The following is a 25044-nucleotide window of genomic DNA, read 5'->3' as shown; positions in this document are numbered from 1 at the left end:
GCCGTCCCGGACGGGGACGGCACCGACAAGCCCGACGCACGCAGGAAGGCCCCCGACATGCCCCGGCCCCGGTCCTCCCGGCCCGACCAGCCGTCCGAGCCCGGTGCGTCCGCCCGGACGGACCGGCCTTCCGGACCCGTCCGGCCCGACCGGCCTTCCGAGCCCGACCGCCCCGACCGGCCTTCCGAGCTCGCGCCTTCTCCTTCCGCCGCGCGCAGCGGAACCGTCCCGTCCGGCAGGGCCCCCCGGGCCGTCGCGCCCTGGGTGCGGACCCGGCTGCGGACCGCGCCCCGGGCCGCCGTCGCGCTCGCGCTCCTCGTCCTGGTCACCGCCTACCTCGCGGCGGCGCTGCCGCGCGCCGTCGACCGGTACGAGACGGAGGGCCTCCGGCACGACATCGCGTCCGCCGCACCCCGCGACAGCGTCCTCGAACTGACCTCGCCGCTGCCCGTCGGCTCCCCGTCCCAGTTCGAGGGGACCCTGGCCCCCGCCGTCCTCCGGAAGCGGAGCGAAGCGCTGCGGGCCCTGCTGCCCGACCCGATCCGGACCGACCCGGCGCAGAGCGTCCACGGCGTCCGTACGGTCAGCCGGGTCGAGGGGCTCGACCCCTGGCTGCCCCGCCCGGACGGCCTCTCCCCCCAGTTCGTGCTCTCCTCCCCGTCCGACCTGACCCGGCACGCGACGCTCCGGCAGGGCCGGCCCGCCGGGGGCAGCGCCCTCCGCCCGGAGGCGGTGGTCACCGCGAAGACCGCCGAGTCCCTGCGCCTGAAGCCCGGTTCGGTCGTGCACGTGCCGAGCAAGAGCGGTCAGCCGCTCGCCGTCACGATCACCGGCGTCGTGGAGCCGCGCGGCCCCGAGACCGCGTACTGGGCGGTGGAGCCGCTGCTGCGGACCCCCGCGCTCGCCCCGATGGTCGGCGACGAGGTGAAGCACTACTGGCAGGGAGCCCTGCTCCTCTCCCCCGCCTCGGCGGCCTCGGTGCTCGCCACCATCGGCGAGCAGGAGGTCTTCTTCCGGTTCGTGCCGACGGCCGGCCACCTCACCGGGCGGGACACCGACCGGCTCTCCGCCGCCCTGTCCTCCGCCGGCGGCGGCCCGGACCTGGTCAGGCTGCGGACCGCCATGGGCGGCACCGGCGCCCTCACCACCGGGCTCGACGAGATCGTCGACGCGTACCGCTCGATGCGCGACGCGATCGAACCGGTCGTGGCCGTCGCCGTCTTCGGCATCGGCGCGGTCGCCGCCGTCGTCCTCGCCATGGCCGGCGGCCTCTCCGCCGCCCGCCGCGACGCCGAGCTGGCGCTGCTGCGCTCCCGGGGCGGCTCCCTCACCGGCATCGGCCTGCGGCTGCTCGGCGAGACCTCGGCCGTCGCCGTGCCGGCCGCCGCGCTCGCCCTCGGCCTCGCGGTCGTGACGGTCCGCCCGCCCACCGGCGGGTCCGGAGCGGCCGGGGGAGCCGGGGCGGTCTGGGGTTCCGGGGCGGCCGGCGGGATCCCCCTCAGCCCCTCGCTCCTCGCCGCCTGCGCCGTCGCCCTGGTCGCGATGCTCGTGCTGCCGCTGCGGGCGGTCGTGCGGCACCGGCGCCCGCGGCTGCACGGCGGGCGCGACGACCTGGTGACCGCGCGTCCCTCCCGGCGCCGCACGGTCCTCGAACTCACCCTGCTCGTGCTGGCCGTGGGCGCGGTCGCCTCGCTGCGGCTGCGCGGCGCGGGCGACCCCGGCGACCACCTGGTGAGCGCCGCCCCCGTTCTGGTCGGCCTGATCGCCGCCCTGGTGCTCGTACGGGTCTATCCGCTGCCGCTGCGGTGGCTGGGCCGCCCGGCCCGCCGGCTGCGCGGGGCGGTCGGCCCGCTGGCCCTGGCCCGCGCCGGGCGCGCGTCCTCGACGGGCACGCTCCCCCTGCTCGCCCTCGTCCTCGCGCTCACCACGGCGGCCTTCGGCGGCTCCGTCCTCGCCGGCGTCGCCGGCGCCCGAGACCGGGCCGCGCTCCTGGCGACCGGCGCGGACGCCCGGATCGACGCCCCGGTCGAGTGGACCCCGCTGCCGGCGGGCCTCCCCGAGGCCGTGCGCGGTGCGGCGGGGGTGCGGGACCTGGCGCCGGTGCAGATCGAGTACGGGGTGGACCTGCCGTCCCACGAGGGCACCTCCGCCGAGGCGATGAGCGCGCCGCTCGTGGGCGTCGACCCCGCCTCGTACACCCGGCTGGCGAAGCGAACCGGCTTCGGCGCGTTCCCGGCGGAGCTGCTCGCCCCGACGGGGAGGGGCGGGGAGGGCGCCGCGGCCGACACCGACCGGGTGCTGCCCGCGATCGCCTCGCCGTCGGTGGCCGAGCGGCTGGGCCGCGAGCCGCTGGAGGTCGTGGCGGCGGCCGGGACGTTCCGGGTGGAGGTGGTCGGCGTCCGGTCGACCACCCCGGCCCTGCCCGGCGAGGACTTCCTCCTCGTCAACGGCGCCGACCTCGCCCGCCGGGGCGCCACCGCGCTGCTCGTCACCGGGCCGGTGGACGGGGCCGCGCTGCGGGGCGTCGTGCGGGAGGGGGCGAAGGACTTCCGGGTGACGCTGCGGAGCGAGGAGCGGGCCGGCTACGTGGACTCGCCGCTCCAGTCGGGCGCCGAGCGGATCTACCTGGGCGCGATCGGCGCGGGCGCCGGCTACGCCGTGGTGGCCGTGCTGCTCTCGCTCGCGCAGGGCGCGCCGGAGCGGAACGCGCTGCTCGCCCGGCTGCGGACGATGGGTCTGACCCGGAGGCAGGGGCGGCGGCTGCTCGGTCTGGAGGCGCTGCCGCAGGCGGTCCTCGCGGCGCTCGGCGGCGCGCTGGTGGGCTGGGCGACGGTGCCGCTGCTCGCACCGGGCGTCGACCTGTTCCGGCTGGCGCTCGCGACGACCCCGGGACTCGCCGGGGCCGACGGGGCGCCGCTGCGGGCGGACCCGTGGTCGCTGCTCGTGCCCGCGCTCGCCGTCGTGCTCCTGACGGCGCTCGCGGCGGTCGGACAGGCCTGGTGGGCGGGGCGCAGGGGCTCGATCAAGGAACTCAGGGCAGGAGACGCATGATGACGGAGACCGGGATCCGGGACGGGGCGGGAGCGGGGGCCGCGGCGGGTGGCGCGACCCTCGAAGAGCTGGAGCGGCGGGCGACGGCGCGGCGCGACCGGCCCTCGTACGGGCACGACGCCCTCATCGCCTGCGACCGGCTCGTCCGCATCTTCACCACGGACGGGGTGGAGGTGCAGGCGCTCCAGGGGCTCGACCTCCTCGTGAAGGAGGGCGAGCTGATGGCCCTGGTCGGCGCGTCGGGCTCGGGCAAGTCGACGCTGATGAACATCCTGGCGGGCCTGGACGTGCCGACCGCGGGCGCGGCCCGGGTCGCGGGGTGCGACCTGCTGGCGATGGACGGGAAGGCGCGGCTGCGCTACCGGCGCGAGGTCGTCGGCTTCGTCTGGCAGCAGACCGCCCGCAACCTCCTGCCCTACCTGACGGCCGCTCAGAACGTGGCCCTCCCCATGCAGTTGCGGGGCCGGTCGAAGGCGCGGCAGAAGGCGGAGCGGGCGGAGGAGCTGCTCGCGATGCTGGGCGTCGCGGAGATCCGCGACCGGCGGCCGCACCAGCTCTCCGGCGGCCAGCAGCAGCGGGTGGCCATCGCGGTCGCGCTGGCCAACGATCCGGCCGTGCTCCTCGCCGACGAGCCGACGGGCGAGCTGGACTCGGCCACCGGCGAGCAGGTCTTCGCGGCCTTCCGGCGCGCGAACGAGGAGCTGGGCACGACGATCGTGATCGTCACCCACGACCAGGCGGTCGCCTCCGAGGTGCGCCGCACGGTCGCCATCCGCGACGGCCGCACCTCCTCGGAGGTCCTGCGCCGCACGGAGGTCGACGACCAGGGCCAGGAGTCGCTGGTGGCCCGTGAGTACGCGATGCTCGACCGCGCGGGCCGGCTCCAGCTCCCGGCGGAGTACACCAGGGCGCTCGGCATGGAACACCGGGTGGCCCTGGAACTGGAGCAGGACCACATCGGGGTCTGGCCGGACGACGCGGAGCGCTGAGGGGCCGGGGCCCGGGGGCGGTCAGCGCCCCGGGGTCACCGGCAGCGTCATCGGGACCGTGCGGAGGGCGACGGAGCCGTACGGGGTGCGCAGGCGCAGCCACGGGCCCGAGGCGAACAGCGCGACCGGGCCCTCCTCCGCCCCGGCGGGCGGCAGGAAGCCGAGGGACTGGGCGGCGTGGACGGCCCGCAGGGGCAGTCCGGTGGCGCCGAGGGTCCTGGACCAGATCTCGCGGCCGATCCGCTCGCGCTCGGCGCGGGTGCGCCGCTCCTCGGGCAGTTCCTCGTCCCGCGTACGGAACTCGGCGACGGCCGCCGCGACCGCGCCCCGCATCTCGGCGGCGCCCGGCAGGCCCGCGACCGGCCGCCAGCCGGAGCGCGGCGGCAGGACGCCCGCCCAGGGCGGCCCGGTCACGGCGTCGGGGACGACCGCCTTGCCCGCCGTCTCCTCGATGCCGTCGAGGAGTTCGCCGGCGGAGACGGTGACGTCGAGGTCCACGGCGTCGACGAGCCGGGCCGTGCGGATCGCGAGCACCTCGAACGACGGCGGCCGCCCGAAGACGGCCAGCGCCCCGCCGCCCGCCTGGAGGCGGACGGCGGCGGCCCGGTCGTAGTGGACGAGCCGGGTGAGGAAGGCGGCGAGGGCCGCCGCCTCCCGGGCGTCGGCGAAGTGCAGCGGCGCGAGGACGGTCATGCGGCGGAGGTCATCCCGTCGTCCACGTACTCCTCCAGGAAGGAGCGCTCCTCGGCGCTGATCCGCCGGGGCCGCTGCGCCTCCAGGTCGAAGGGCACGACGACCGTGGACGCCCGTACGTACACGGTGTCGGGGTCCTTGATCTCGTACGCGATCGTCAGCGACGCCGCGCCTATCTTCGTGACCCACGACTCGACGGTCACCGGCTCGTGCCGGTGGACCAGCGGCCGCACGTAGTCGATCTCGTGCCGGGCCACGACGGACCCGCCGGAGAACGAGGGGGAGCCGTCCCCCGGCGCCAGGCGGAACATGAAGTCGATCCGCGCCTCTTCCAGGTACCGCAGGAAGACGACGTTGTTGACGTGCCCGAAGGCGTCCATGTCCGACCAGCGCAGGGGACAGCTGTAGATGTGCCTCGCCATGGGACCGTCAGCCCCGGGTCAGCTTCTTGTGGGTGGCGCGGTGCGGACGGGTCGCGTCCGGGCCGAGCCGCTCGATCTTGTTCTTCTCGTACGCCTCGAAGTTGCCCTCGAACCAGAACCACTTGGAGTCGCCCTCGTACGCCAGGATGTGCGTGGCGACCCGGTCGAGGAACCAGCGGTCGTGGGAGACGACCACGGCGCAGCCGGGGAAGTCGAGGAGCGCGTTCTCCAGGGAGGACAGGGTCTCGACGTCGAGGTCGTTGGTGGGCTCGTCGAGGAGCAGCAGGTTGCCGCCCTGCTTGAGGGTGAGCGCGAGGTTGAGGCGGTTGCGCTCACCGCCGGAGAGCACGCCGGCCGGCTTCTGCTGGTCCGGGCCCTTGAAGCCGAACGCGGAGACGTAGGCGCGGGACGGCATCTCGACCTGGCCGACGTTGATGTAGTCCAGCTCGTCGGAGACGACGGCCCACAGCGTCTTCTTGGGGTCGATGTTGGAGCGGCCCTGGTCGACGTACGAGATCTTGACGGTCTCGCCGATCTTGATGTCGCCGGCGTCGGGCTTCTCGAAGCCCTGGATCATCTTGAAGAGCGTGGTCTTGCCGGCGCCGTTCGGGCCGATGATGCCGACGATGCCGTTGCGCGGCAGGGTGAAGCTGAGGTCGTCGATGAGGACCTTGTCGCCGAAGGCCTTGGAGAGGTTGTTGACCTCGACGACGACGGAGCCCAGGCGCGGACCCGGCGGGATCTGGATCTCCTCGAAGTCCAGCTTCCGCATCTTGTCGGCCTCGGCGGCCATCTCCTCGTAGCGGGCGAGGCGGGCCTTGGACTTGGCCTGGCGGCCCTTGGCGTTGGAGCGGACCCACTCCAGCTCTTCCTTGAGGCGCTTCTGGCGCTTCTCGTCCTTGCGGCCCTCGACCTTGAGGCGCTCGGCCTTCTTCTGGAGGTAGGTCGAGTAGTTGCCCTCGTACGGGTGGGCGCGGCCGCGGTCGAGCTCCAGGATCCACTCGGCGACGTTGTCGAGGAAGTACCGGTCGTGGGTGATGGCCACGACGGTGCCCTTGTACTGGGCGAGGTGCTGCTCCAGCCAGTTCACGGACTCGGCGTCGAGGTGGTTGGTGGGCTCGTCGAGCAGCAGGAGGTCGGGGGCCTCCAGGAGCAGCTTGCAGAGCGCGACGCGGCGCTTCTCGCCACCGGAGAGGTTGTTGACCGGCCAGTCGCCGGGCGGGCAGCCCAGGGCGTCCATGGCCTGCTCCAGCTGGGCGTCGAGGTCCCACGCGTTGGCGTGGTCCAGGTCGTCCTGGAGCTTGCCCATCTCCTCCATGAGCTCGTCGGTGTAGTTCGTCGCCATCTCCTCGGCGATCGCGTTGAACCGGTTGAGCTTGCCCTTGATCTCGGCGACGCCGTCCTCGACGTTCTCCAGGACCGTCTTGGACTCGTCGAGCTTCGGCTCCTGCATGAGGATGCCGACGGAGTACCCGGGCGACAGGAAGGCGTCGCCGTTGGAGGGCTGCTCCAGGCCGGCCATGATCTTCAGCACGGTGGACTTACCGGCGCCGTTCGGGCCGACCACACCGATCTTCGCACCGGGCAGGAAGCTCAGCGTCACGTCATCGAGGATGACCTTGTCGCCGTGCGCCTTGCGCGTCTTGCGCATGGTGTAGATGTACTCAGCCAAGAGAAACCGTCCGGCAAGGAGTGAGTGGGCAGATACACCCCATCTTGCCTGACCGCCACCCCCGGGCGGAAACCGGTTGGGGCCGCGGGCCGCTTGCGCGGGGCCGGGAGGGCGGCGCCGGAGGGGCGGCGCGGGGGATCTTCGGGGCCCGGACGTGCGACGACCCCGGACCTGGGTGCGGTCCGGGGTCGTACGGGGTCACGGGGAGGGCGTCGTGTGACGCGCATCACTCCGCAGGGCCGGGCTCGGGGTCAGGGCCGGGGTCGGGCCCGGGTCCGGGTCCGGGTCCGGTGCCGGACGCGGGATCCGGTGCCGGGGTCCGGGCTCAGCGGTCGGTGGTCTTCTTCTTGCGGAGGAAGAACACCGCGCCGCCGCCGACCACGACGAGCGCGACGGCGATGCCGGCGATCACCGGGGTGGCGTGGGAGCTGCCGGTCGCGGCGAGGTCGCCGCCGCCGGTGGTGCCGCCCGCGGTGTCACCGGTCGTGCCACCGGTGGTGTCACCGCCGGCGGTGCCGCCCGCGAGGGACGGGGAGGGCGAGGCCGGGGCGGAGGGCTCCGTGGTGAGGGTGGCCTCGGAAGGCGCCGGACCGGGGGTGGCCGTCTCGCAGTCCAGGACGCCCTCGAAGGTCTGCTCGAAGCCGTTCGGGCCGGTGACGGTGAAGTTGTACGCCTCGTCCTCGGCGAGCTGGAGCGGGATGGTCCTGGTCCCGCCGCCGGCGACGGTGTAGGAGGTGCCCTTCAGGTCGAAGGTCCAGTCCTCGTCGCCCTCGTTGGAGGCGATGACCTCGAGGCCGCCCCCGGCGCAGTCCTTGGCGACCGTGACGGCCGGGATGACGCCCTTCTTGGCCCAGGCGGCGGTGGCGGAGGCGGTGACGGTGGAGTTGCTGGAGCCGGCCAGGATCATGGTCTGGCTCTTGCCCTGGACGCTGACGAAGGCGCGTCCGAGCGGCACCTTCGTGGTGGCCTCGGCCTTGATCTCGGCAGTGCCGTCGGCAGTGCCCTTCGGCACGTCGACGAAGACCTCGTCGCCGTCCTTGGCCGTGGTGACCGCCTTGCCGTCCTCGTCGACGACGGCGACGCCGGCCGGGGCGCCGGGGACCACGGAGAGGGCGGCCCCGGGGGCGTTGGTGCCGACCTTGATCGGGCCGAGCCTGTCGCCGAGCCTGCCGGCGACGGAGGACGAGGACAGGCTGAGGGAGGGCTCGGGCTCCTTGACCCGGGTGGCGTGGCCGTACAGGTACTCGGTGAGCTCCTGCGCCTTCTCGTCGGCCGGCGTCGCGTCGACCTTGTCCGAGTAGCGCCAGATCGCGGCCTGCGTGGCGGCGGCGGCGGTCTCCTGGGTCAGGCCCTGGACGCCGGCCTTGTCCGCGAGGGCGCCGACCGAGACGTTGGGGTAGGAGTTCTCCAGGATCCAGAGGATCTTGCCCGCGTCGGGGTTGTCGTGGAGGGACGACTGGTCCCAGCCGACCTCCTTGTACTTCTTGCCCTCACGGGCGCCGGTCCGGAGGTCGATGCAGTACGTCTGCAGGTTGCCGCCGTTCTCGACCTTCATCTCGAAGAGGCCACCGCTCTCTTCCCGGACCTGGTCCCGGCCGTTGACCTTCTCGGTGATCCTCACCTTGTCGGAGATCTTCAGCCGGCCGAGCGTGGCGGCCGCGCCGCCGTTGTCCCCCGGGCCCTCTTCAGCCGCAGCCGATCCCGCGGCACCTATCGCGCCGGCGGCGACGAGCCCCGAGACCAGTGCGGCGGCGACGAGGCGGCGCGCGGCGCCCCGCCCACGAACTGAAAACATTGGATTCCCCTCCGGGCGGGCCACTCCGCGGACAGCGTTGTTCCCTGTGGGGGGAGTGCACGCCGACAGACTCACCGACTCGATGGGCTCCCGCGCCACATGAGTACCCGGAAATCCTAGGGACGCTAAGGCCCTCGCTGCCCAGCCATACGGTCAGACAACCGTTCCGACTCGGAATCGTTATCACGCGGGGCGAGTTGGTCGACAAATCGCCATGACGTATGGTCAGGAAGCGGTCACCAGCCGATGTTCCACGCTCCTTTCGCCGTCCTTTCCCCCGCTTTCCTCCCCGGAAGGCACCGTTTCCGCCGCCCCTCGCGCCTCCGCCCCGGCCTCCGCCACCGCCCCCGTCACCGCCCCCGTCACCGCCTCCGTCCACGGGTCCGCTTCCGGCGCCGGTCCGAGCAAGGAACCGGAACCGGAACCGGCGTGCGGCTCCCCGTCCGTCCGCATCCCGTCCGTCCGCGTCCCGTCCGTCCGTGCCCGGGACTCGGTCCGGGCCGCGCGCCGGAAGGCCGCCGTCCCCCGGGTCAGGTCGTGGCCCACGGCCAGCGCGTCCACGTCCACGAAGGTCTTGCGCTGTCCGTCGCGCTCGTCCTCCCGCACCCTCAACCGGCCGTGCACCACGAGCGGTTCACCGACCGAGACCGAGGCCGCGAGGTTGGCGCCCAGGGAGCGCCAGGCCGACACCGTGTAGAAGCTGGTGCTCCCGTCGGACCAGAGGTTCCGCTCCCGGTCCCAGCGGCGCGCGGTCACCGCGAACCGGAAGCGGGCCACCCCGCCCGTCACCGTCTCCCGGTACTCCACCGCCGTCGCCACGTTGCCGACGAGCGTCACGGTCGTGTCGTTCATGGTCCGCCCCCTACGTCTCCGCGGAGCGCCCTTCGGCCGGGCGCCCTTTCGTCCTCATGGTGGGGTGGACCGGAAGATCCCGCCGGAGCCTGTGGAGAACCCCGTACCGGTGGACGACTCCCTCACCCGGAAGGGTGAGAACGGCGAAGGAACCCCACTACCTCCCCCGCGCTCCCGCGCGGGTGGCGCCCAGGCGCCTCGTGCCGGGGCGGTGTCCGCCCACGACGCGGACCGGCGTGCGGCTGCCGACCACCGTCGCGTACTGCTCGCGCACCTCGCGGTAGCGCACCAGCTCGGCCGCCACCGGGTCGAGCACCCGGGCCCGGCCGCAGGCGGCGGCCGCCTCGCGCAGCCGGCGTTCGGCCTCCTGCCCGTACCGGCGCGCCGGACCCTTCGCCGCGCCCTCGCAGGCCCATTCGACGAGCGGGCCGCCCACGATGCCGGCGAGCATCACCAGGACCGGCGGGAGCAGCCCGGGCTCCAGGACGCCCAGGATCTGCCCCACCAGCCAGAGCGCGCCGAAGACCTGGAGGAGCGTCATCACGACCTGGGCGAGGACGGCCGCGGGCCACCAGGCGGGCCGGGGCGGCCGGGCGGCCGGGTCGCCGAGGGAGGCGGTCAGTTCGTCGAGGGCCTCGGGAAGGCCGTCCGCCCCGCGCGTCGCCGCCTCGCGCACGGCCTGCGCCCACGGGGCCGGGAGTCCGCGCGAGGCGTCGTCGGCGACGATCCGCACGGCCTGCTCCACGCGCTGGCGTGCCGTCAGCTCCTCCTCGGCCGGGGGCGTGGGGTGCGGGTCGGCGGAACCGTGGGCGCGCTTGCGCTCGTACCAGCGGTAGAGCCGCAGCCAGGGGGTGCCGCAGGCGCGGATGGCGCCCCGGCGCCAGACCCGCTCGGCGGCCTCGCCGGCGGCCTGGGCGCCGACGGCGGTGGCCAGGCGGTCCGTGAAGGCGTCCCGGGCGCGCTCGTCGAGGCCGGCGCGGCCCTCGGCGACGTACGCGGGGCGCAGCCCGGCGGCGGCGGCGTCGATGTCGGCGGAGAGGCGGCGCTCGGGGGCGGTCTTCTCCTGGACGAAACGGGCGATCAGTTCGCGCAGTTCGGGGACGCCCTCGCCGGTGAGGGCGGAGAGGGCGAGGACGGTGGCGCCGGGTTCGCCGTGCTCGCCGAGGGCCACGCCGTCCTCGTCGAGGAGGCGGCGCAGGTCGTCGAGGACGAGGTCGGCGGCGTCGGTGCCGAGCCGGTCGATCTGGTTGAGGACGACGAAGGTGACCTCGGCGTGCCCGGCGAGGGGGCGGAGGTAGCGCTCGTGGAGGGCGGCGTCGGCGTACTTCTCGGGGTCGACGACCCAGATGACGGCGTCGACGAGGCCGAGGACCCGGTCGACCTGGTCGCGGTGGGCGGTGACGGCCGAGTCGTGGTCGGGGAGGTCGACGAGGACGAGACCCTGGAGTCCGGTGTCGCCGGTGCCGCCCGCGAGGGGCCGGCGGCGCAGCCGGTTGGGGATGGCGAGCCGGTCGAGGAGTCCGGCGGCGCCCTCGGACCAGCTCAGCGCGATGGGCGCGGCGGTGGTGGGGCGGCGCAGGCCGGTCTCGGAGACGGCGACGCCGGCGAGGGCGTTGAAGAGCGTGGACTTGCCGCTTCCGGTGGGTCCCGCGAGGGCGATGACGGTGTGCCGGGAGGAGAGCCGCTGGCGGGCGGCGGCCTCGTCGAGGACGCGCCCGGCCTCGGCGAGGGCGTCGCTCTCCACGCGCGCGCGTGAGAGGCCGACGAGCTCGTGGAGGGCGTCGAGGCGGTGGCGGAGGGGGCTGCCGTAGTGCCCGCCGAAGGAGGAGGCCGCGTCCTCGTCGGGGTCCGCACCGCCGTCTCCCCCGGGGCCCTTCGCGGGCTCCTCCTTGAGGGCGGTGGCGCGTTCGCCCGCGCGGCGTGCGATCAGCCCGTCGTCCCAGCGCCCCTGGTCACGGTCGGGGTCGCGATCCCGTCCGAGGTCGCGGTCGAGGCCGTGGTCGTGGTCGTGGTCGTGGTCGTGGTCGAGGCCGTGATCGCGTCCGAGGACCCGCTTGCGCCCGTCTTCCAGCTGCACGTCACTTCTCCTTCTGCAGTACGGAGAGCGCGGCGATCAGCTCCGCCTGCGGCTCGGGGGTCACGTCGAGCGCGTCGAGGGGGGCGAGGCGGCGGTCGCGTTCGGCGTGCAGGACGCGGTCGACGTACGAGACGACCAGCTCGCCGCCCTTGTCGCGCAGCCGCAGGGCGACCTGGGCGCCGAGGAGTTCGGCGAGGCGTTCGCCGGCGGGCCGGGTGCGGCGGCCGCCGAGGAGGGAGGCGGCGAGGAGGGCGGCGACGGTGTCGGCCTCGGGGAGGGGGCCGCGGGAGCCGGCGGGGCGCTCGACGGCCCGTACCTCCTCGTCGGCCAGCTCTTCGAGCACGCGGCGCCAGCGGCGCACTTCGACGCCGATCCGCTCGCCGGTCTCCCGGTCGGCGCAGGTCGGCACCGGGCCGAGGGCCTCGGCGGCGGGCTCGTGGCGCCAGCCGTCCCGCACCCGCTCCTCGGCGGCGGAGACCGCGCAGTGGAGGAGGGCGGCGAGGGACTCGGCGAGGGCGTCGAGGAGTTCGTCGGCGGTGCTGTCGCGGGGGTAGGCGCGCCAGCGGGCGCGGGCGTCGCCGGCGAGGACGGCGCCGCGGCCGAGCTGCTTGCGGACCCGTCTGCCCTGCTCGTGGTAGGCGGCCTCGACGACGCCGCCGAGGCGTACGGCGGCGGCGTACTGGGCGGAGACCGCGCCGGCCAGCTCGGGCAGCCGGGTGTCGAGGGAGTCGATGACGCCGAAGGCGGTCCGGTCGGCGGCCTGCTGGTGGGCGGCCGGGTCCTGGGCGCGGTGGGCGAGCCAGCCGCGGAGGGCGGCGACGGCGCTGTCGGGGAGCAGTCCGCTGCCGCCGCCGGTCGACTCGGGCAGTTCGGGGATGGTGAAGCGGGGCACGTCGCCGAGCCCGGCCCTGTCGAGCAGCGCGCCGTACTGGCGGGAGATCTCCCCGATGACCTGGTGGGGGACGCGGTCGAGGACGGTGACGAGGGCGGCGTCGTACTCCTTGGCGGTACGGAGGAGGTGCCAGGGGACGGCGTCGGCGTACCGGGAGGCGGTGGTGACCATGACCCAGATGTCGGCGGCGCAGATCAACTCGGCGGCGAGGAGGCGGTTCTCGACGACGAGGGAGTCGATGTCGGGGGAGTCGAGCAGGGCGAGGCCCCGGGGCAGGGAGGAGGCGGTCTCGACGCGGAGGGCGTTCTCGCCGGGGTCGGGTTCGTCGGCGGGCTGGTCCTCGTCGGCCTGGGGCAGCCAGACGCGGGTGAGCTGCCGGAGGACGCGCATGCCGGCGAACCAGTGGTGGTCCTCGGGGTGGCACACGAGGACGGGCGTGCGGGTGGTGGGCCTGAGCACACCGGCCTCGCTGACGCGCCGTCCCACAAGGGAGTTGACGAGCGTGGACTTCCCGGCCCCGGTGGAGCCGCCGACGACGGCGAGGAGCGGGGCGTCGGGGTCCTTCAGCCGTGGCACCAGGTAGTCGTCGAGCTGGGCGAGCAGCTCGACCCGGTTCTGGCGGGCGCGGTCCGCGCCGGGGAGCGGGAGGGGGAGGCGCACGGCGGCGACACGGTCGCGCAGGGCGGAGAGTGCGTCGATCAGCTGAGGCCGTTCGTCCAAGGTCACCACATGCGAAGAATGCCCAATTTATGAGTGTTTTTGAAGCGTATGGGGGCCCTGCGCGCCGAAGAAAAGGGCGGTGACCGGAAGACGGGGCATAACGAGTGCACAACACCCGCCCCGAGCGATGCGAAAAGCGCTGCGCGAATCGCACCTGCCTGCGATTATCGTTCCGCTTCACCGAACCTACACAACGTGCCACGCAGGTGAAGCAACCGGGCCAAGGCGATCGGAGCCCTATCCTTGTCCCGGCAGGCCACACCCCACCCACCAGGGGCTCCTGGCCACACGACCACCACCCGGCCCCCGTAGCTCAGTGGATAGAGCAGGTGCCTTCTAAGCACTTGGCCGCAGGTTCGAGTCCTGCCGGGGGCGCTTTTCCCGTACGACCGGACCCTCCTTCGGGAGGGTCTTTTTGCTGGTCAAGAACGTCTTCCAGCCATCGGCGGAACGGCCGGGCGGAGGGGTGGGGAGGCCGGAACCGTTCGGTGGCGACCGGGCGCGGACACCTTCCGTCAAGTGCTCCTCCCGAAAACGGCCCCGAGTCCAGGGGTGGCTTCCAGTGAGACAAAAGAGGCAAAACGGCATTCTGGTTGAAGCGGCGATCGCGTCCGGATCATCCTTGCTGCCGTGTCCCTCCTCACCACGCTCGACGTGTCCCGCCTGCCCGACTACGCGTACGACTGGGCCCTGGTCGACATCGAGACGTCCGGCCTGGTCGCCCGGCGCGATCGGGTCCTCTCGATCGCGGTGCTCACCTTCGGGCCGGACGGGGTCCAGAACGGCGAGTACTCCACCCTGCTGAACCCGGGCTGCGACCCCGGCCCCGTGCACGTCCACGGCCTGACCGCGGAACGGCTGAGCGGCGCCCCGACCTTCGAACAGGTGGCCGGGCGGATCGGCGCACTCCTGCAGGACCGCGTCATGGTGGCCCACAACGCACAGTTCGACTACGGCTTCCTGGCCCATGAGTTCACCCGCGCCCGGCTCTACCTGCCGGTCTCCCAGCGCTTGTGCACCCTGACCCTGAACCGGCGCGTGGAGCCGCCCGCCGCGGACCTCGTGTTCGTGCGCTCGTACGGCGTCGGGGAGGACGCCGCACCGCTGTCCGCAGGGCGCGCGGCATCCGGCGGAGACGCTTCGCGTCGAGTTGTCGAGTCGCCGCCACGGAGTCCAGTCGCTGTTCGGCGGCCCCGGTCCGGAGACGCGGTTCGTGCTGGAGCGGCTGCTGCCGGAGCGGGCGGGGCTTCCCCGTTTCTGCTCGCGAACGCCCTCGGACGTACGCGAACGCGGCGCCGTCGGAGGCCGGAGGGCGGTTCCCCGCATTCGTGATGGCTTTCCTCCCTCGGTGTCGCGGTTGTCACCCTCGGTCCGCCTCGCCGCGGCCGCACGCGGCATCCCCTTCCCGGTGAACGATGTGCACACGTGATCGATCACGTGTGGCATCCCGGGGGCCGCGTGGGTAGCGTGGCGCGGCGGACCAGCTCTTTCGAATGAACACGGGGGTGTTGACGATGGCGTTCGACGACGAATGGGCCGCGGAGAAGGCGGCGGTCACCATGCGTCTGAACCAGGTGGACGGAGGATCGGCGCCCGCGAAGGGATCGGCCGACTACGTGGTGGAGGACGACGACCTGGGGGAGATCGGCCATGTCGCCTTCGGTCTGTTCAACGGCCTCGAAACGGGCGGCAAGCACGCCGTCGCGGGGAGCGAGACCGCCGGCACCAGCCTGAAGGGCGACGGGTTCGACTGCGGCGCGGCCCTGTCGGAGGTGAACGAGACCTGGGAGCGGCAGGTGAAGACCCTGCTCCAGGCCTGTGCGCACATTTCCAACCACCTCGATTACACGAAGAAGTCCGCCAAGGCCGACGACGACTGGATCCACGCCCAGTTGCTGTCCGCCGCCCCCGCCCCGCCGGGCGTCAACCCCACCGTGCCCGCCTCGAAGATCAACGACCTCTTCCGTTAAGGAGCCCGTTCCCGTGCCCACGTTCGAGCAGCTCCTCAACGCCAAGCTCGCCCCACTGGACACCGCCGCCACACAGTGGGAGGAGATGATCGGCAAGCTGAACACCCTCAAGGCCCAGGCGTCGGCCATGAAGTCCAAGGCCGACAAGTCCACCTGGCGGGGCGAGAACGCCTCGATCACCAAGGAGTTCGTCACCAAGACGACGAAGGAGTTCAGCGACGCCGTCGTCGAGGCCGAGTCCGTGCGCGACCTCATCAAGGACGCCCACACCCTCCTCAAGACCGCCCAGACCGACCTCAAGAACACGTACGAGAACCCGCCGCCGGGCATCACCATCTACCCGAACGGCGTCCTCAGCAACCGGGTCCACCCGGACCGCCGCTCCAAGGACAGCACCGAACCGGTCGCTACCGAAGCCCAGTTCGACGCCCTTCGCGAGAAGATCGAAGGCATCCTGAAGCGCGCCAATGAGGCCGACGAACTGTGCGCCTGGGGGCTGCGGGCCCTGATCCGCAACCACCCCAGCGACTTCGGCAGCACCGACCTCAACGGCATCGCCGAGGCGAAGGACATGCGCGCCGAGGAGAAGCAGCAGACCGAGAACGGCCGCGAGGCGGCCAAGCTCTACGCCCGCTGGGAGCACCTCGACGACAAGGAGCGCGACCGGCTGCTCCAGCTCGTCGAGGGCGGCCAGAACTCGCCCGCGTTCGCCGCCGAACTCATGACGAACCTCAGCTACCGCGGCCGCGAGGACCAGGAGGCGCTGCTCCTGCTCGCCGGCGGCCTGGAGACCGGAGGCCGCGACGGCCAGCTCTCCTCGACGGACGCCCGGCTCTACAAGGCGCTCTCCGGGAGCCTCGCCACCGCCACCGGCCCCGACTCCCCGCTCGGCTCGTCCGGCGGCGTCACCTCGGCCTGGACGGACAAGCTCATCTCGATCGCCCGCAACGGCAACGGTCTGACCCAGCACCACCCGGGCGCGCTCCCGGGCGGTTCCACCGGCTTCAACGACCTGACCCGGCTGATGGCCGCCGACGCCGGCGACAAGGCGTACGACGCGAACGACCAGAAGTCCTCCCCGTACGACAAGGACAAGGGCGACCCCCGCTACAGCGAGGCCTTCCTCACCGACGTCGCCGACGCGATCCGTGACTGGGAGACCACCACGGACGATCCGTACGACGGCTACATGAAGAACTGGCAGGGCACGCAGGAGGACCCGATGAAGGGCCTGCTGAACGCCATGAGCCGCAACCCGTCCGCCGCGACCCACTACTTCGACCCGAACTCCACGGACAACCTGAAGTACTTCCTGGAGGACCGCGAGTGGCCGGGCGCCTCCGTCCAGGAGAAGATGCCCGAGGACACGCAGCGCTCCTCGGCCCGCGCCGAGTTCGGCGCCGCGCTGGAGGCTGCCGCCACCGGCCGCGAGCCCGGCAGCCCGCTGCATCCCGTCCCCGCCCACCACGACAGGGCGGAGACCGCGATCTTCGAGCGGATGGTCAAGGAGTACACCGGCGAGGACGCGCAGAAGAACCAGACCTCCGTGCCCGTCTCCATGCGCACCAGCATGGGCGGCATGATCGGCGACTACGGCTCGGACGTGCACCAGATCCTCGGCAAGAGCATGGACGGCCCCACCGACTTCAACAACCTCACCGTCGACCGGGGCGACCTCACCCGTCTCATCCGCGGCGTCTCCGAGGACCCCAAGGCGTTCGGGATCATCCACCAGTCGCAGACCGCGGTCATCTCCGAGGGGCTCACGCACTTCCCCGAGGACGCGTTCCGCACGAAGAACGAGGACCTGCACGCCTGGGTGAAGCAGTCGTCCTCGGTCCTGGGCCACCTGGACGGCGTGCGCGGCGACATCATCTACGACCTCGGCCAGGCGGAGAAGGACGCCAACGGCTGGAACAAGATGATGAACTACCACATCTACGGCGCGCCCCTGACGGCCGTCCCCATCGCCGGCGACGTGATGCAGCGCGCGGTCGACGTGGGCACGGCCGCGTACATGAACGACCTCAACGCCAAGGTCGACGCGGAGACCCGCAACAACATGGTCAACCACTACGACGAGGGTCAGAAGCAGATGCACGCCATGTTGCGCGAGACGGCCCTGGCGAGAGGGCTCGACGAGACCGAGCTGGACCGGAGCCCCGGGGAGTACGAGGACGGACTCCAGCCGCTCGCCGACCAGTGGTACCAGTCGGGCATCAAGGACGCGGACATGAAGATGGGCGAGCGGTGAGCGCCAAGCGCCTCGCGCTGTCGGCGGCGCTGGTCGTCGCCGTCGGCGCGGTCCTCGCGTTCGCGCTGTGGCCGCGCGACGAGAAGCCCGCGCCTCCGCGGTCGCTGTGCTTCGGGACGGTCGGCGAGCGGACCGCCGCGCTCCTCGACGACGGACCGGGCGGGCGGATCGACATGGACGAGTTCGAGCGGAAGGGGGAGGGGGGCTTCGCCTTCTTCCGGTCGTGCATCGCCCGGCGCGACAACCCGGGCGGTGACGGCACCCGGACCACCTACTCGATCGTGATGCAGGATGCGAAGAGCGCCGTCGGGAGGCCGAAGGGCTCCGTGCCGCTCGGCGACGGCTTCACCGGCTGGGTGCTCCGCGACCGGGCCGAGGCCCAACTCCCGGCGGGCTGCGCCGCCAAGGCGGGTTCGACCGCGCCCCACGTGACCGTGGAGCTCGACGTGCCCTTCCAGGCGGAGAAGAGGAACGTCGTGGACCGGGAGACGGCCGTCCGCAACAGTTCCACGGTCTTGCGGGAGGTCGTGACGAACCTCGCCCGGAACCTGGGCTGCTGAGGCGGGAACCGTACGAGGAGGGGGCGGGAGGAGCCCCGCGTGCGTGGACCCCCGTACCGCGCACGCGGGGCGTAACGGGAGCCGCCGGTGGTTCCGGCGGCCCTGTCACCGTGGGACCCCGCCCTCCATGCCGCACAGGTCGGTCATGGACAGGGAAGACGTTAGGGTCCGGGCGCGTCCGCGCGCGTCCCGCGGTGAGTTGATGCCGGGTAAACCTGTGCGGTACTCCCTGGGGAGGGGGGCGTCGGTGGTTCCGGGAGCCAGTCGCGGGCGGGGTCGTACTCCAGCCACCGGCTCCGCCGCGCCTCGGCCGCGCAGGCGGCGGTGAGGCGGTCCCGGCCGGGATGGACGTCGCCGGTGCGCCACAGGAGGGACCAGGCGTACAGCGGGGTGGGGTCGACCAGGGGTACGGAGCGGAGGTCGGGGACCTCCGGCAGGGGGACGTCGGCGGGCAGCAGGGAGAAGCGGCGCGGGTCCTCCGCGATCCCGGCGAGGAAGTGGGCGAGGCCCAGGTTGACGCTCGCCGCCCTCTCGCGCACGCCGAACCGGTCCGCGAACCGGTGGAGGAAGTCCAGCCGGTCCAGCGCGCCGGGCGCCCACAGCACGCCGGAGCCCAACTGCTCCGGGCGGACGGACGGTTCGGACGCGAGGGGGTGGTCGGCGCCCAGTACGGCGTCCACCGGCTCCAGCCGGACCAGGCGGTGGGTCAGGCCCGCGTGCAGCGGGGGGTGGACCCGGCCGAAGGCCACGTCCACCCCGCCGTCGAGGAGCGCCTCCGTCACCGACGGCAGGTCGCGTCCATGGCCCGGCACCCATTCCCCCGCCTGCCCCGCCACTTGGGCCAGCGTGCGGGTCGGGGCGTACAAGTGGCCCCAGACGTCCACGCGCAGCGGGCGTTCCTCGCGGGTCACCGACGCGACCGCCGCGTCGGCGGCCCCCACCGTCCGCCGGGCCGGGCGCAGGAAGCTCCGTCCGGCCTCCGTGAGGCGCACTCCCCGGCCGTCGCGCAGGAACAGCGGGACGCCGAGGAGGGATTCGAGCCGCGCGATCCGCTTGGACAGGGCCTGCTGGGAGATGCCGAGCGTCGCGGCCGCCCGCCCGAAGTGCAGTTCCTCGGCGGTGCGCACGAAGGCGCGCACCTGTGCCACGTCGAGATCCACGGTCCCCACCGTAGGCGACAACCGGTGGTTGTCGGTGGCTCCCGTTCCTTGTTGGACCGGCGGCGGGTCCCCGGGTTCGCATGGTCGCGTGCAGAGACTGATTCCCACCGGGGAGGCGGCGCGTCCGGTCGCCTTCGCCGAGGTCCCCCAGCCCGTGCCGGAGCCGGGGGAGGCGTTGATCAAGGTGGAGGCGTTCGCGCCGAACCGGGGCGAGACGTTCCTCCTCGAAGACCCCGCGCCGGGGTTCCTGCCCGGCAAGGACGTCGCCGGGCTCGTCGTACAGGAGGCGGCGGACGGCTCGGGGCCCGCCGCCGGCACCCGTGTGGTCGGACATCCGGCGCGGGGCGGCTGGGCCGAGTACGCCGCCGTGCCCACCCACTCCCTCGCGGTGCTCCCGGACGGCGTCGACGGCGTACGGGCCGCGGCCCTGCCCCTGGCCGGGATCACGGCCCTGCGGCTGCTGCGCACGGCCGGTGCGCCGGCCGGCCTGCGGCTGCTGCTCACCGGCGCCTCCGGCGGGGTCGGGCACTACGTCACCGAGCTGGCCGTCGCGGCCGGGGCCGAGGTGACCGCGGTGACCGCCGCTCCGGAGCGCGGTGCGCGGCTCGCGGAGCTGGGCGCGCGCGTGGTGCACGGCGTCGCGGAGGCGGCGGGGCCGTTCGACGTCGTCCTGGAGTCCACGGGCGGGCCCGACCTGCCCCTCGCCCTCGCGAAGGTGCGGCCGGGCGGCACGCTCGTCTGGTTCGGCCAGGCGAGCCGCACCCCCGCGACCCTCGACTTCTTCGCACTGCTCGGCGGGCCCGAGCGCGTCACGATCCGGCACTTCCACTACGCCGGCGCCCCGTACGGCCCCGATCTCGCGACACTGGTGCGCCTGGTGGACCAGGGCCGGCTGCACCCGGAGATCGGCCGGGTCGCCCCCTGGGAGCTGACCGCCGACACCCTGGTCGACCTGCGGGAACGCCGTATCCGCGGCAAGGCCGTCCTGCTGACGGGAGAAGCCCGATGAGCCCCTCCGACGACCTCGCCGGCGACGTCGCCGGCTTCGCCGCCGCGCAGTGGACGCGCGCCACCGGCGCGGGCGTCGACCCGCACGAGTACCGGCGCGTCACCGACGGCCTCGGCTCCGTCGCCGGCTGGGGGCCGGCCTTCGTGCGCACGGGGCGGGAGCACGTGCGGCGTGCCGAGGAAGCCGGGGGCGCCGGAAACGCCGGATCGTCCGTCTCGGCGGGTGCGCACCTGCTGACGGCGGCCCGGTGGTTCCACCTCGCGACGCTGGCGCCGTACGCGGAGGCGGGGCGTGCCGCGGCCGCGGCGGACGAGGCCCTGGGCAGGGCGCTCGCGGTCCTCGAACCGGGGGCACGGCGGGTGAGCGGCGAGGGGTTCACGGGGTGGTTGCGCGTTCCCCCCGCCCCCGTACGCGACGACGGCGCGGCCGGGACCGTGATCGTCGTCCCCGGGCTCGACTCGGCCAAGGAGGAGTTCCTCGACCTGGCGTCCGCGCTCCTCGCCCGGGGCCTCGCGGTGTTCGCGATGGACGGGCCCGGGCAGGGCGTGCTCGCGGCGTCCTCCACCCTCGTGCCGGAGTACGAGGAGGTCGTGGGCCGGGTCGTCGACGCCCTCGGCCTCGCGCGCGTCGGTCTCGTCGGCCTCAGCCTGGGCGGCTACTTCGCCGCCCGGACGGCGGCGCTCGAACCGCGCGTGGCGGCCGTCGCCACCGTCAGCGGCCCGTTCCGCCTGGACTGGGACGAACTCCCGCCGCCGGTAAGGGACATCATGGCCCGGCGTACGGGAGGGGCCGACGCGGCCCGGGAGTTCGCCCGGCACGTGGACCTCACCGGCCTGGCGCCCCGCATCACGGCGCCGCTCCTCGTCGTGGACGGCGGGCGGGACGTCATCCCCGGCGTGACGGACGGCGGGCCGCTGGCCCGGTCGGCGCCGCACGGCACCCGCCTGTCCGTCCCACACGGCGACCACCTTCTCGGGAACGCGCGGCCCGACTGGCTGCCCCGCCTCGCGGACCACCTCGCGCACGCGCTGACGGGAGCGTGGACGCAGGCCGCTTCGGCCGCTCGCGCGGGGTGATCCGCGTCACACGGCGCGGAAGGTGTCACAGAAGACGGGCGCGCGGTGTCTTGAGGTCGAACCCCTCGCACTCGAAGAGGGCGGATCCCTTGTACGGATCCCTTGTACGGATCCCTTGTACGGATCCCTTGTAGGGATCCCTTGTAGGGACCTCTTGAGGCGGATCCCTGAGCGGAGGAAACACCATGACCGAGAACACCGAGGTGATCGTGATCGGCGGCGGGTACGCCGGTGTCATGGCGGCCAACCGGCTGACCCGGCGCGACGACGTGACGGTGACGCTGGTCAATCCGCGTCCGACGTTCGTCCACCGGGTCCGGCTGCACCAGCTGGTCGGCGGGACCGGCGAGGCGGTCGTCGGCTTCCCCGAGGTGCTCGGCGGGCGCGTCCGGCTGACGGTCGGCAGCGTCGAGCGGATCGACACCGCCGGGCGCCGCGTGACGCTGGCCGACGGCGGCACGCTCGGTTACGACTACCTGGTCTACGCGGTGGGCAGCGGGAGCGCCGACCCGGACGTCCCGGGGGCCGCCGAGTTCGCCCGCCCGATCGCCTCCCTGGAGGAGGCCGAGCGGCTGCGCCCGGCGCTCGACGCCGTGCCCGCGACGGCGCCGGTGACGGTCGTCGGGGCCGGTCCGACCGGCATCGAGACCGCCGCCGAGCTGGCGGAGGCCGGCCGTGCCGTGACCCTGGTCTGCGGCGGCGTGCTCGGCCCGTACCTGCACGCCCGGGGCCGGCGCTCGGTCGCCCGGCGCATGGCCCGGCTCGGGGTCACCGTCCTCGACGGCCCCGGCACGAAGGTCACCGAAGTGACCCGCGAGGCCGTACGCCTCGCCGACGGCCGCGAGCTGCCGAGCGCGGTGACGATCTGGACGGCCGGGTTCGGCGTGCCCGACCTGGCCGCGCGCAGCGGACTGAGCACCGACGCCCTGGGCCGCCTCCTCACCGACGAGACGCTGACCAGCGTGGACGACGAGCACGTCGTCGCGGCCGGGGACTCGGCCGCGCCCTCGGGCCTGCCGCTGCGGATGAGCTGCCAGGCCGCGATCCCGCTGGGCGCGCGGGCCGCCGACACCGTGCTCGCCCGGATCGCGGGGGAACGGCCCGAGCCCCTCAACGAGTCCTTCGCGGGCCAGTGCATCAGCCTCGGGCGGCAGGAGGGCATCTTCCAGTTCGCCCGCCGCGACACCGCCGTCCGGTTCCACGTCGACGGGCGCGCCGGCGCGAAGCTCAAGGAGAAGGTCTGCGCGGGCATCGTCGGGCACCTGGCGGGCGAGGCCGGCGCCCCCGGTTCGTACCGTCTGCACCGCATCCCGGGCAGCACGCGGCGCCGGCGGCTGGCGCGGGCGGGGCGCACGGGGGAGGCTCCTGCCTTGAGGACCACCAGCACCACGAGCGCCCCGGAAGCCCTCCCCCGGTCCTGAGGGAGCCGACGTGACGCAGCCCGACGTGACGCAGCCCGACGCGAGAGAGCCCGAGACGGGAGAGCCCCACGTGAACGAGCCCGGAGCCGACCGGAGCGGTGCCGATCAGAGCCGTACCGGTCCGAGCGGCACCGACCGGAACCGTACCGACCCGACCGGCACCAACCCGAGCCGTAACGACCCCGCCACCCACGCGTTCGTCGCCCACCGCAACCTGCTCTTCACCGTCGCGTACGAGATGCTCGGCTCCGCCGCCGACGCCGAGGACGTCCTCCAGGAGACCTGGCTGCGCTGGATCGAGGTCGATCTGGAGCAGGTGCGCGACCGGCGCGCCTACCTGGTCCGGATCACGACCCGGCAGGCGCTCAACCGGCTGCGCGCGGCGAGCCGCCGCCGGGAGGCGTACGTCGGCCAGTGGCTGCCCGAGCCGCTGCTGACCGCGCCGGACGTGGCCGAGGACGTCGAGCTCGCCGAGAGCGTGTCGATGGCGATGATGCTCGTCCTCGAAACGCTGTCGCCGACCGAGCGCGCCGTCTTCGTGCTGCGCGAGGCCTTCGGCGTCGGGTACGACGAGATCGCGGCGGCCGTCGACAAGACCCCCGCCGCCGTCCGCCAGATCGCCCACCGCGCCCGCCGGCACGTCGACGCCCGCCGCCCCCGCCGGGTGGTCTCCCCGTCCGAGGCCAGGACGGCCCTGGAGGCGTTCCGGCGGGCCCTGGAGGCCCGGGACCTCCAGGGGCTCCTCGACGTGCTCGCCCCCGACGTCGTCCTGGTGAGCGACGGCGGCGGCGTCAAGCGGGCCGCGGTGCGGCCGGTCGTCGGGGCCGGGAAGGTGGCCCGCTTCTACCTCGGCGGCTCCGCCAGGGCCGGGTTCGCGGTCACCTGCGAGCCCACTTCGGTCAACGGCGACCCGGCGCTCGCCGTGCGCCTGGACGGTGAGTTCGACGGCGTCATGGCGCTCCGGGTCGAGGACGGCCGCATCACCGGCCTGTACTACGTCCGCAACCCCGAGAAGCTGACCCGCGTCACGGCGGAGACCCCCCTCACCCTGCGGTGAGGGCGAGGAGGGCCGGAGGGATCAGCGGACCGGGCGGTCGAGGCGCACCGTGACCAGGGTGGTCTCCACGCCGCTGTCGACCAGGCGGCCCCGCGCGTCGAAGGCGCCGGGGCCGTCCGTCATGCCGAAGTCGTTGTCGTTGAGGAGGACGACGGTCGAGGAGCCCTCGACGGCGACGCCCTCGATCTTGCCGGGGACGCCCTTCACCGTGTTGAGGTCGACGACCAGCCTCTTCCGCAGGACCGGCACGCCCGCCGCCGCCGGGTCGTCGAGCTGCTCCAGGGTGGGCTGCGCGCCGGTGTCCCAGGCGGAGCCCAGGATGTCTTCGGAGCGGCGGAGGCGGACCTCGTGGAGGCGGGCGCCCTTGTCGGTGCGCTCCTGGACCAGGAGGCGGTCGCCGCCGAGCGCGACGAGCGCGGAGAGCTTCAGCTCGGAGGTCTTGGTCTGGCCGGGCTCGACGGTGCCGACCGGGTCGAAGCGGTAGGCGTACTCGGCGGTGACCCGGTTCTCGCGCGGCGAGAAGCGCAGCAGCCGGGTGGTGCGGGAGTCCTTGCCCGCGGCCTCGTCCGGGTTGAGCAGCGGGCTCTGGAGGCCGAGGACGAGGTCGCCGTCGGGGAGGAGCGCGAGGCCCTCGAAGCCCCGGTTGACCTTGCGCCGGAGGAAGACCGCGGGCAGCGACTCGACCACCGGGTAGTCGGCGCCGGTCAGCTTCAGGCCCTTCGGCACGTGGCGGGCGAGGACCCGGCCCTTCGCGGAGACGTGGACGAGGGAGGGACCGTACTCGTCGACCAGCCAGAAGCCGCCGTCCCGGTCCCGCACGATGCCCTCGGTGTCCAGGCCGTTGGGGTTGTACGGGAGGGGGGTCGAGGCGTCGTACGTGTACGGGGCCTCGTCGCGGCCGGGCTGGTTGGACAGACCGGTCACGGGGGCGCCGTGCGAGGTGGTGAGCGGGATGGTCCTCAGGACCTGGATCCGGCCGCCGACCGCGCGGACCTTCACGATGGCCGGGTCGAAGCCGGGCACGGGGAAGGTGCGGCGCTTGTCCTTGCCGATCTCGATCTGGCCGTTGGGGCCGCGGTCGGTGACGGTCCAGTACTCGCCGCGCCGCTCCGCCGGGAACAGGTCGCTGCCGATGCCGCCCAGGTCGACGCCCCGGTCGTCCGCGACGCTGCCCGGGATCATGCCGTTGCTGAACGCGGCCAGCGGGAGGTCGGGCAGGGTCGAGGTGGCGACGACGCGGCCGGCGGAGCCGTCGTGGCCGCGGTGCGCCGGCGCCCCGTCCGCCGTCCCCCCGACCACCGTGAGGGCGAGCGCGGCGGACAGCGGCAGGACCACGGCGGCGGGCCGGCGGCGCAGGAGGCGCGGAATCATCTG

The 25044-nt window shown here is 73.9% G+C and carries 17 protein-coding genes, 1 tRNA gene and 2 pseudogenes; 11 read left to right on the top strand and 9 right to left on the bottom strand.

Features of this window, described 5'->3' with window-relative positions:
• The first annotated feature begins 57 nt into the window (after positions 1-57).
• Together ACIP5O_RS05135 and ACIP5O_RS05130 are read left to right on the top strand one after the other, a co-directional pair.
• Positions 58-3051, top strand: a complete 2994-nt coding sequence (locus tag ACIP5O_RS05135) for an FtsX-like permease family protein (protein WP_401288747.1) — start codon at positions 58-60, stop codon at positions 3049-3051.
• Positions 3051-4040, top strand: a complete 990-nt coding sequence (locus tag ACIP5O_RS05130; protein WP_401289347.1) for an ABC transporter ATP-binding protein — start codon at positions 3051-3053, stop codon at positions 4038-4040. The genes ACIP5O_RS05135 and ACIP5O_RS05130 overlap by 1 nt, the downstream gene beginning before the upstream one ends.
• Before the next feature lie 21 nt (positions 4041-4061).
• Here ACIP5O_RS05130 and ACIP5O_RS05125 read toward each other — a convergent pair whose 3' ends face one another.
• The 7 genes and pseudogenes from ACIP5O_RS05125 to ACIP5O_RS05095 form a co-directional block, all read right to left on the bottom strand.
• A complete protein-coding gene (locus ACIP5O_RS05125; RefSeq protein ID WP_401288744.1) occupies positions 4062-4733 on the bottom strand; it encodes a hypothetical protein in 672 nt (223 codons plus the stop codon).
• The gene (locus ACIP5O_RS05120; protein ID WP_356541044.1) at positions 4730-5155 is read right to left on the bottom strand and encodes a thioesterase family protein; all 426 of its coding nucleotides are present in this window, start codon (positions 5153-5155) and stop codon (positions 4730-4732) included. Before ACIP5O_RS05120 ends, ACIP5O_RS05125 begins: the two co-directional genes overlap by 4 nt.
• A gap of 7 nt (positions 5156-5162) precedes the next feature.
• Positions 5163-6827, bottom strand: a complete 1665-nt coding sequence (ettA, locus tag ACIP5O_RS05115) for an energy-dependent translational throttle protein EttA (protein WP_125667080.1) — start codon at positions 6825-6827, stop codon at positions 5163-5165.
• A gap of 325 nt (positions 6828-7152) precedes the next feature.
• Entirely contained in the window at positions 7153-8622 is a 1470-nt protein-coding gene (locus tag ACIP5O_RS05110) for a Cys-Gln thioester bond-forming surface protein (RefSeq protein ID WP_401288740.1), read from the bottom strand.
• A 479-nt stretch (positions 8623-9101) separates the two neighbouring features.
• Positions 9102-9474: pseudogene (locus ACIP5O_RS05105) on the bottom strand (single-stranded DNA-binding protein); the annotation flags it as partial.
• Between the two features lie 157 nt (positions 9475-9631).
• A complete protein-coding gene (locus tag ACIP5O_RS05100; protein WP_401289345.1) occupies positions 9632-11404 on the bottom strand; it encodes a GTPase in 1773 nt (590 codons plus the stop codon).
• Between the two features lie 148 nt (positions 11405-11552).
• A complete protein-coding gene (locus ACIP5O_RS05095) occupies positions 11553-13163 on the bottom strand; it encodes a dynamin family protein (RefSeq protein WP_401289343.1) in 1611 nt (536 codons plus the stop codon).
• A gap of 302 nt (positions 13164-13465) precedes the next feature.
• On the opposite strand from ACIP5O_RS05095, the gene ACIP5O_RS05090 reads away from it, so the two are divergent.
• The 5 genes and pseudogenes from ACIP5O_RS05090 to ACIP5O_RS05070 all read left to right on the top strand — a co-directional run bounded on the left by ACIP5O_RS05090 (position 13466) and on the right by ACIP5O_RS05070 (position 17947).
• Positions 13466-13538 (top strand) — tRNA-Arg (locus ACIP5O_RS05090).
• A 255-nt stretch (positions 13539-13793) separates the two neighbouring features.
• A pseudogene (locus ACIP5O_RS05085) lies at positions 13794-14225 on the top strand (exonuclease domain-containing protein); the annotation flags it as partial.
• Positions 14226-14677: 452 nt separating this feature from the next.
• On the top strand, positions 14678-15133 hold the full coding sequence (locus tag ACIP5O_RS05080) for a hypothetical protein (protein WP_401288739.1): 456 nt from the start codon (positions 14678-14680) through the stop codon (positions 15131-15133).
• A 13-nt stretch (positions 15134-15146) separates the two neighbouring features.
• Positions 15147-17387, top strand: a complete 2241-nt coding sequence (locus tag ACIP5O_RS05075; RefSeq protein WP_401288736.1) for a DUF6571 family protein — start codon at positions 15147-15149, stop codon at positions 17385-17387.
• Complete coding sequence (locus ACIP5O_RS05070) at positions 17384-17947, top strand: hypothetical protein (RefSeq protein WP_401288734.1); 564 nt, start codon at positions 17384-17386, stop codon at positions 17945-17947. The genes ACIP5O_RS05075 and ACIP5O_RS05070 overlap by 4 nt, the downstream gene beginning before the upstream one ends.
• A gap of 161 nt (positions 17948-18108) precedes the next feature.
• On the opposite strand, the gene ACIP5O_RS05065 is transcribed toward ACIP5O_RS05070, so the two are convergent.
• Entirely contained in the window at positions 18109-19107 is a 999-nt protein-coding gene (locus ACIP5O_RS05065; RefSeq protein WP_401288731.1) for a LysR family transcriptional regulator, read from the bottom strand.
• A gap of 88 nt (positions 19108-19195) precedes the next feature.
• Between ACIP5O_RS05065 and ACIP5O_RS05060 the strand changes: the two genes are divergently transcribed.
• From ACIP5O_RS05060 to ACIP5O_RS05045, 4 genes are all read left to right on the top strand, one after another.
• Complete coding sequence (locus tag ACIP5O_RS05060; protein ID WP_401288729.1) at positions 19196-20116, top strand: zinc-binding dehydrogenase; 921 nt, start codon at positions 19196-19198, stop codon at positions 20114-20116.
• Positions 20113-21192 (top strand): alpha/beta hydrolase family protein, encoded by a 1080-nt coding sequence (locus ACIP5O_RS05055; protein WP_401288726.1) that lies wholly within the window; start codon positions 20113-20115, stop codon positions 21190-21192. Before ACIP5O_RS05060 ends, ACIP5O_RS05055 begins: the two co-directional genes overlap by 4 nt.
• A gap of 185 nt (positions 21193-21377) precedes the next feature.
• A complete protein-coding gene (locus ACIP5O_RS05050) occupies positions 21378-22613 on the top strand; it encodes an NAD(P)/FAD-dependent oxidoreductase (RefSeq protein ID WP_401288724.1) in 1236 nt (411 codons plus the stop codon).
• Between the two features lie 70 nt (positions 22614-22683).
• Positions 22684-23670 (top strand): RNA polymerase sigma-70 factor, encoded by a 987-nt coding sequence (locus tag ACIP5O_RS05045; protein ID WP_401289341.1) that lies wholly within the window; start codon positions 22684-22686, stop codon positions 23668-23670.
• Positions 23671-23691: 21 nt separating this feature from the next.
• Here the strand turns inward: ACIP5O_RS05045 and ACIP5O_RS05040 are convergent, their stop codons facing one another.
• Positions 23692-25041, bottom strand: a complete 1350-nt coding sequence (locus ACIP5O_RS05040; RefSeq protein ID WP_401288721.1) for an esterase-like activity of phytase family protein — start codon at positions 25039-25041, stop codon at positions 23692-23694.
• Positions 25042-25044: the final 3 nt, after the last annotated feature.

Source organism: Streptomyces sp. NPDC088915, assembly GCF_044749825.1.
GTDB lineage: Bacteria > Actinomycetota > Actinomycetes > Streptomycetales > Streptomycetaceae > Streptomyces.
Note: the sequence above shows the minus strand (reverse complement) of the source record. Positions and strands in the feature narration are given on the sequence as shown.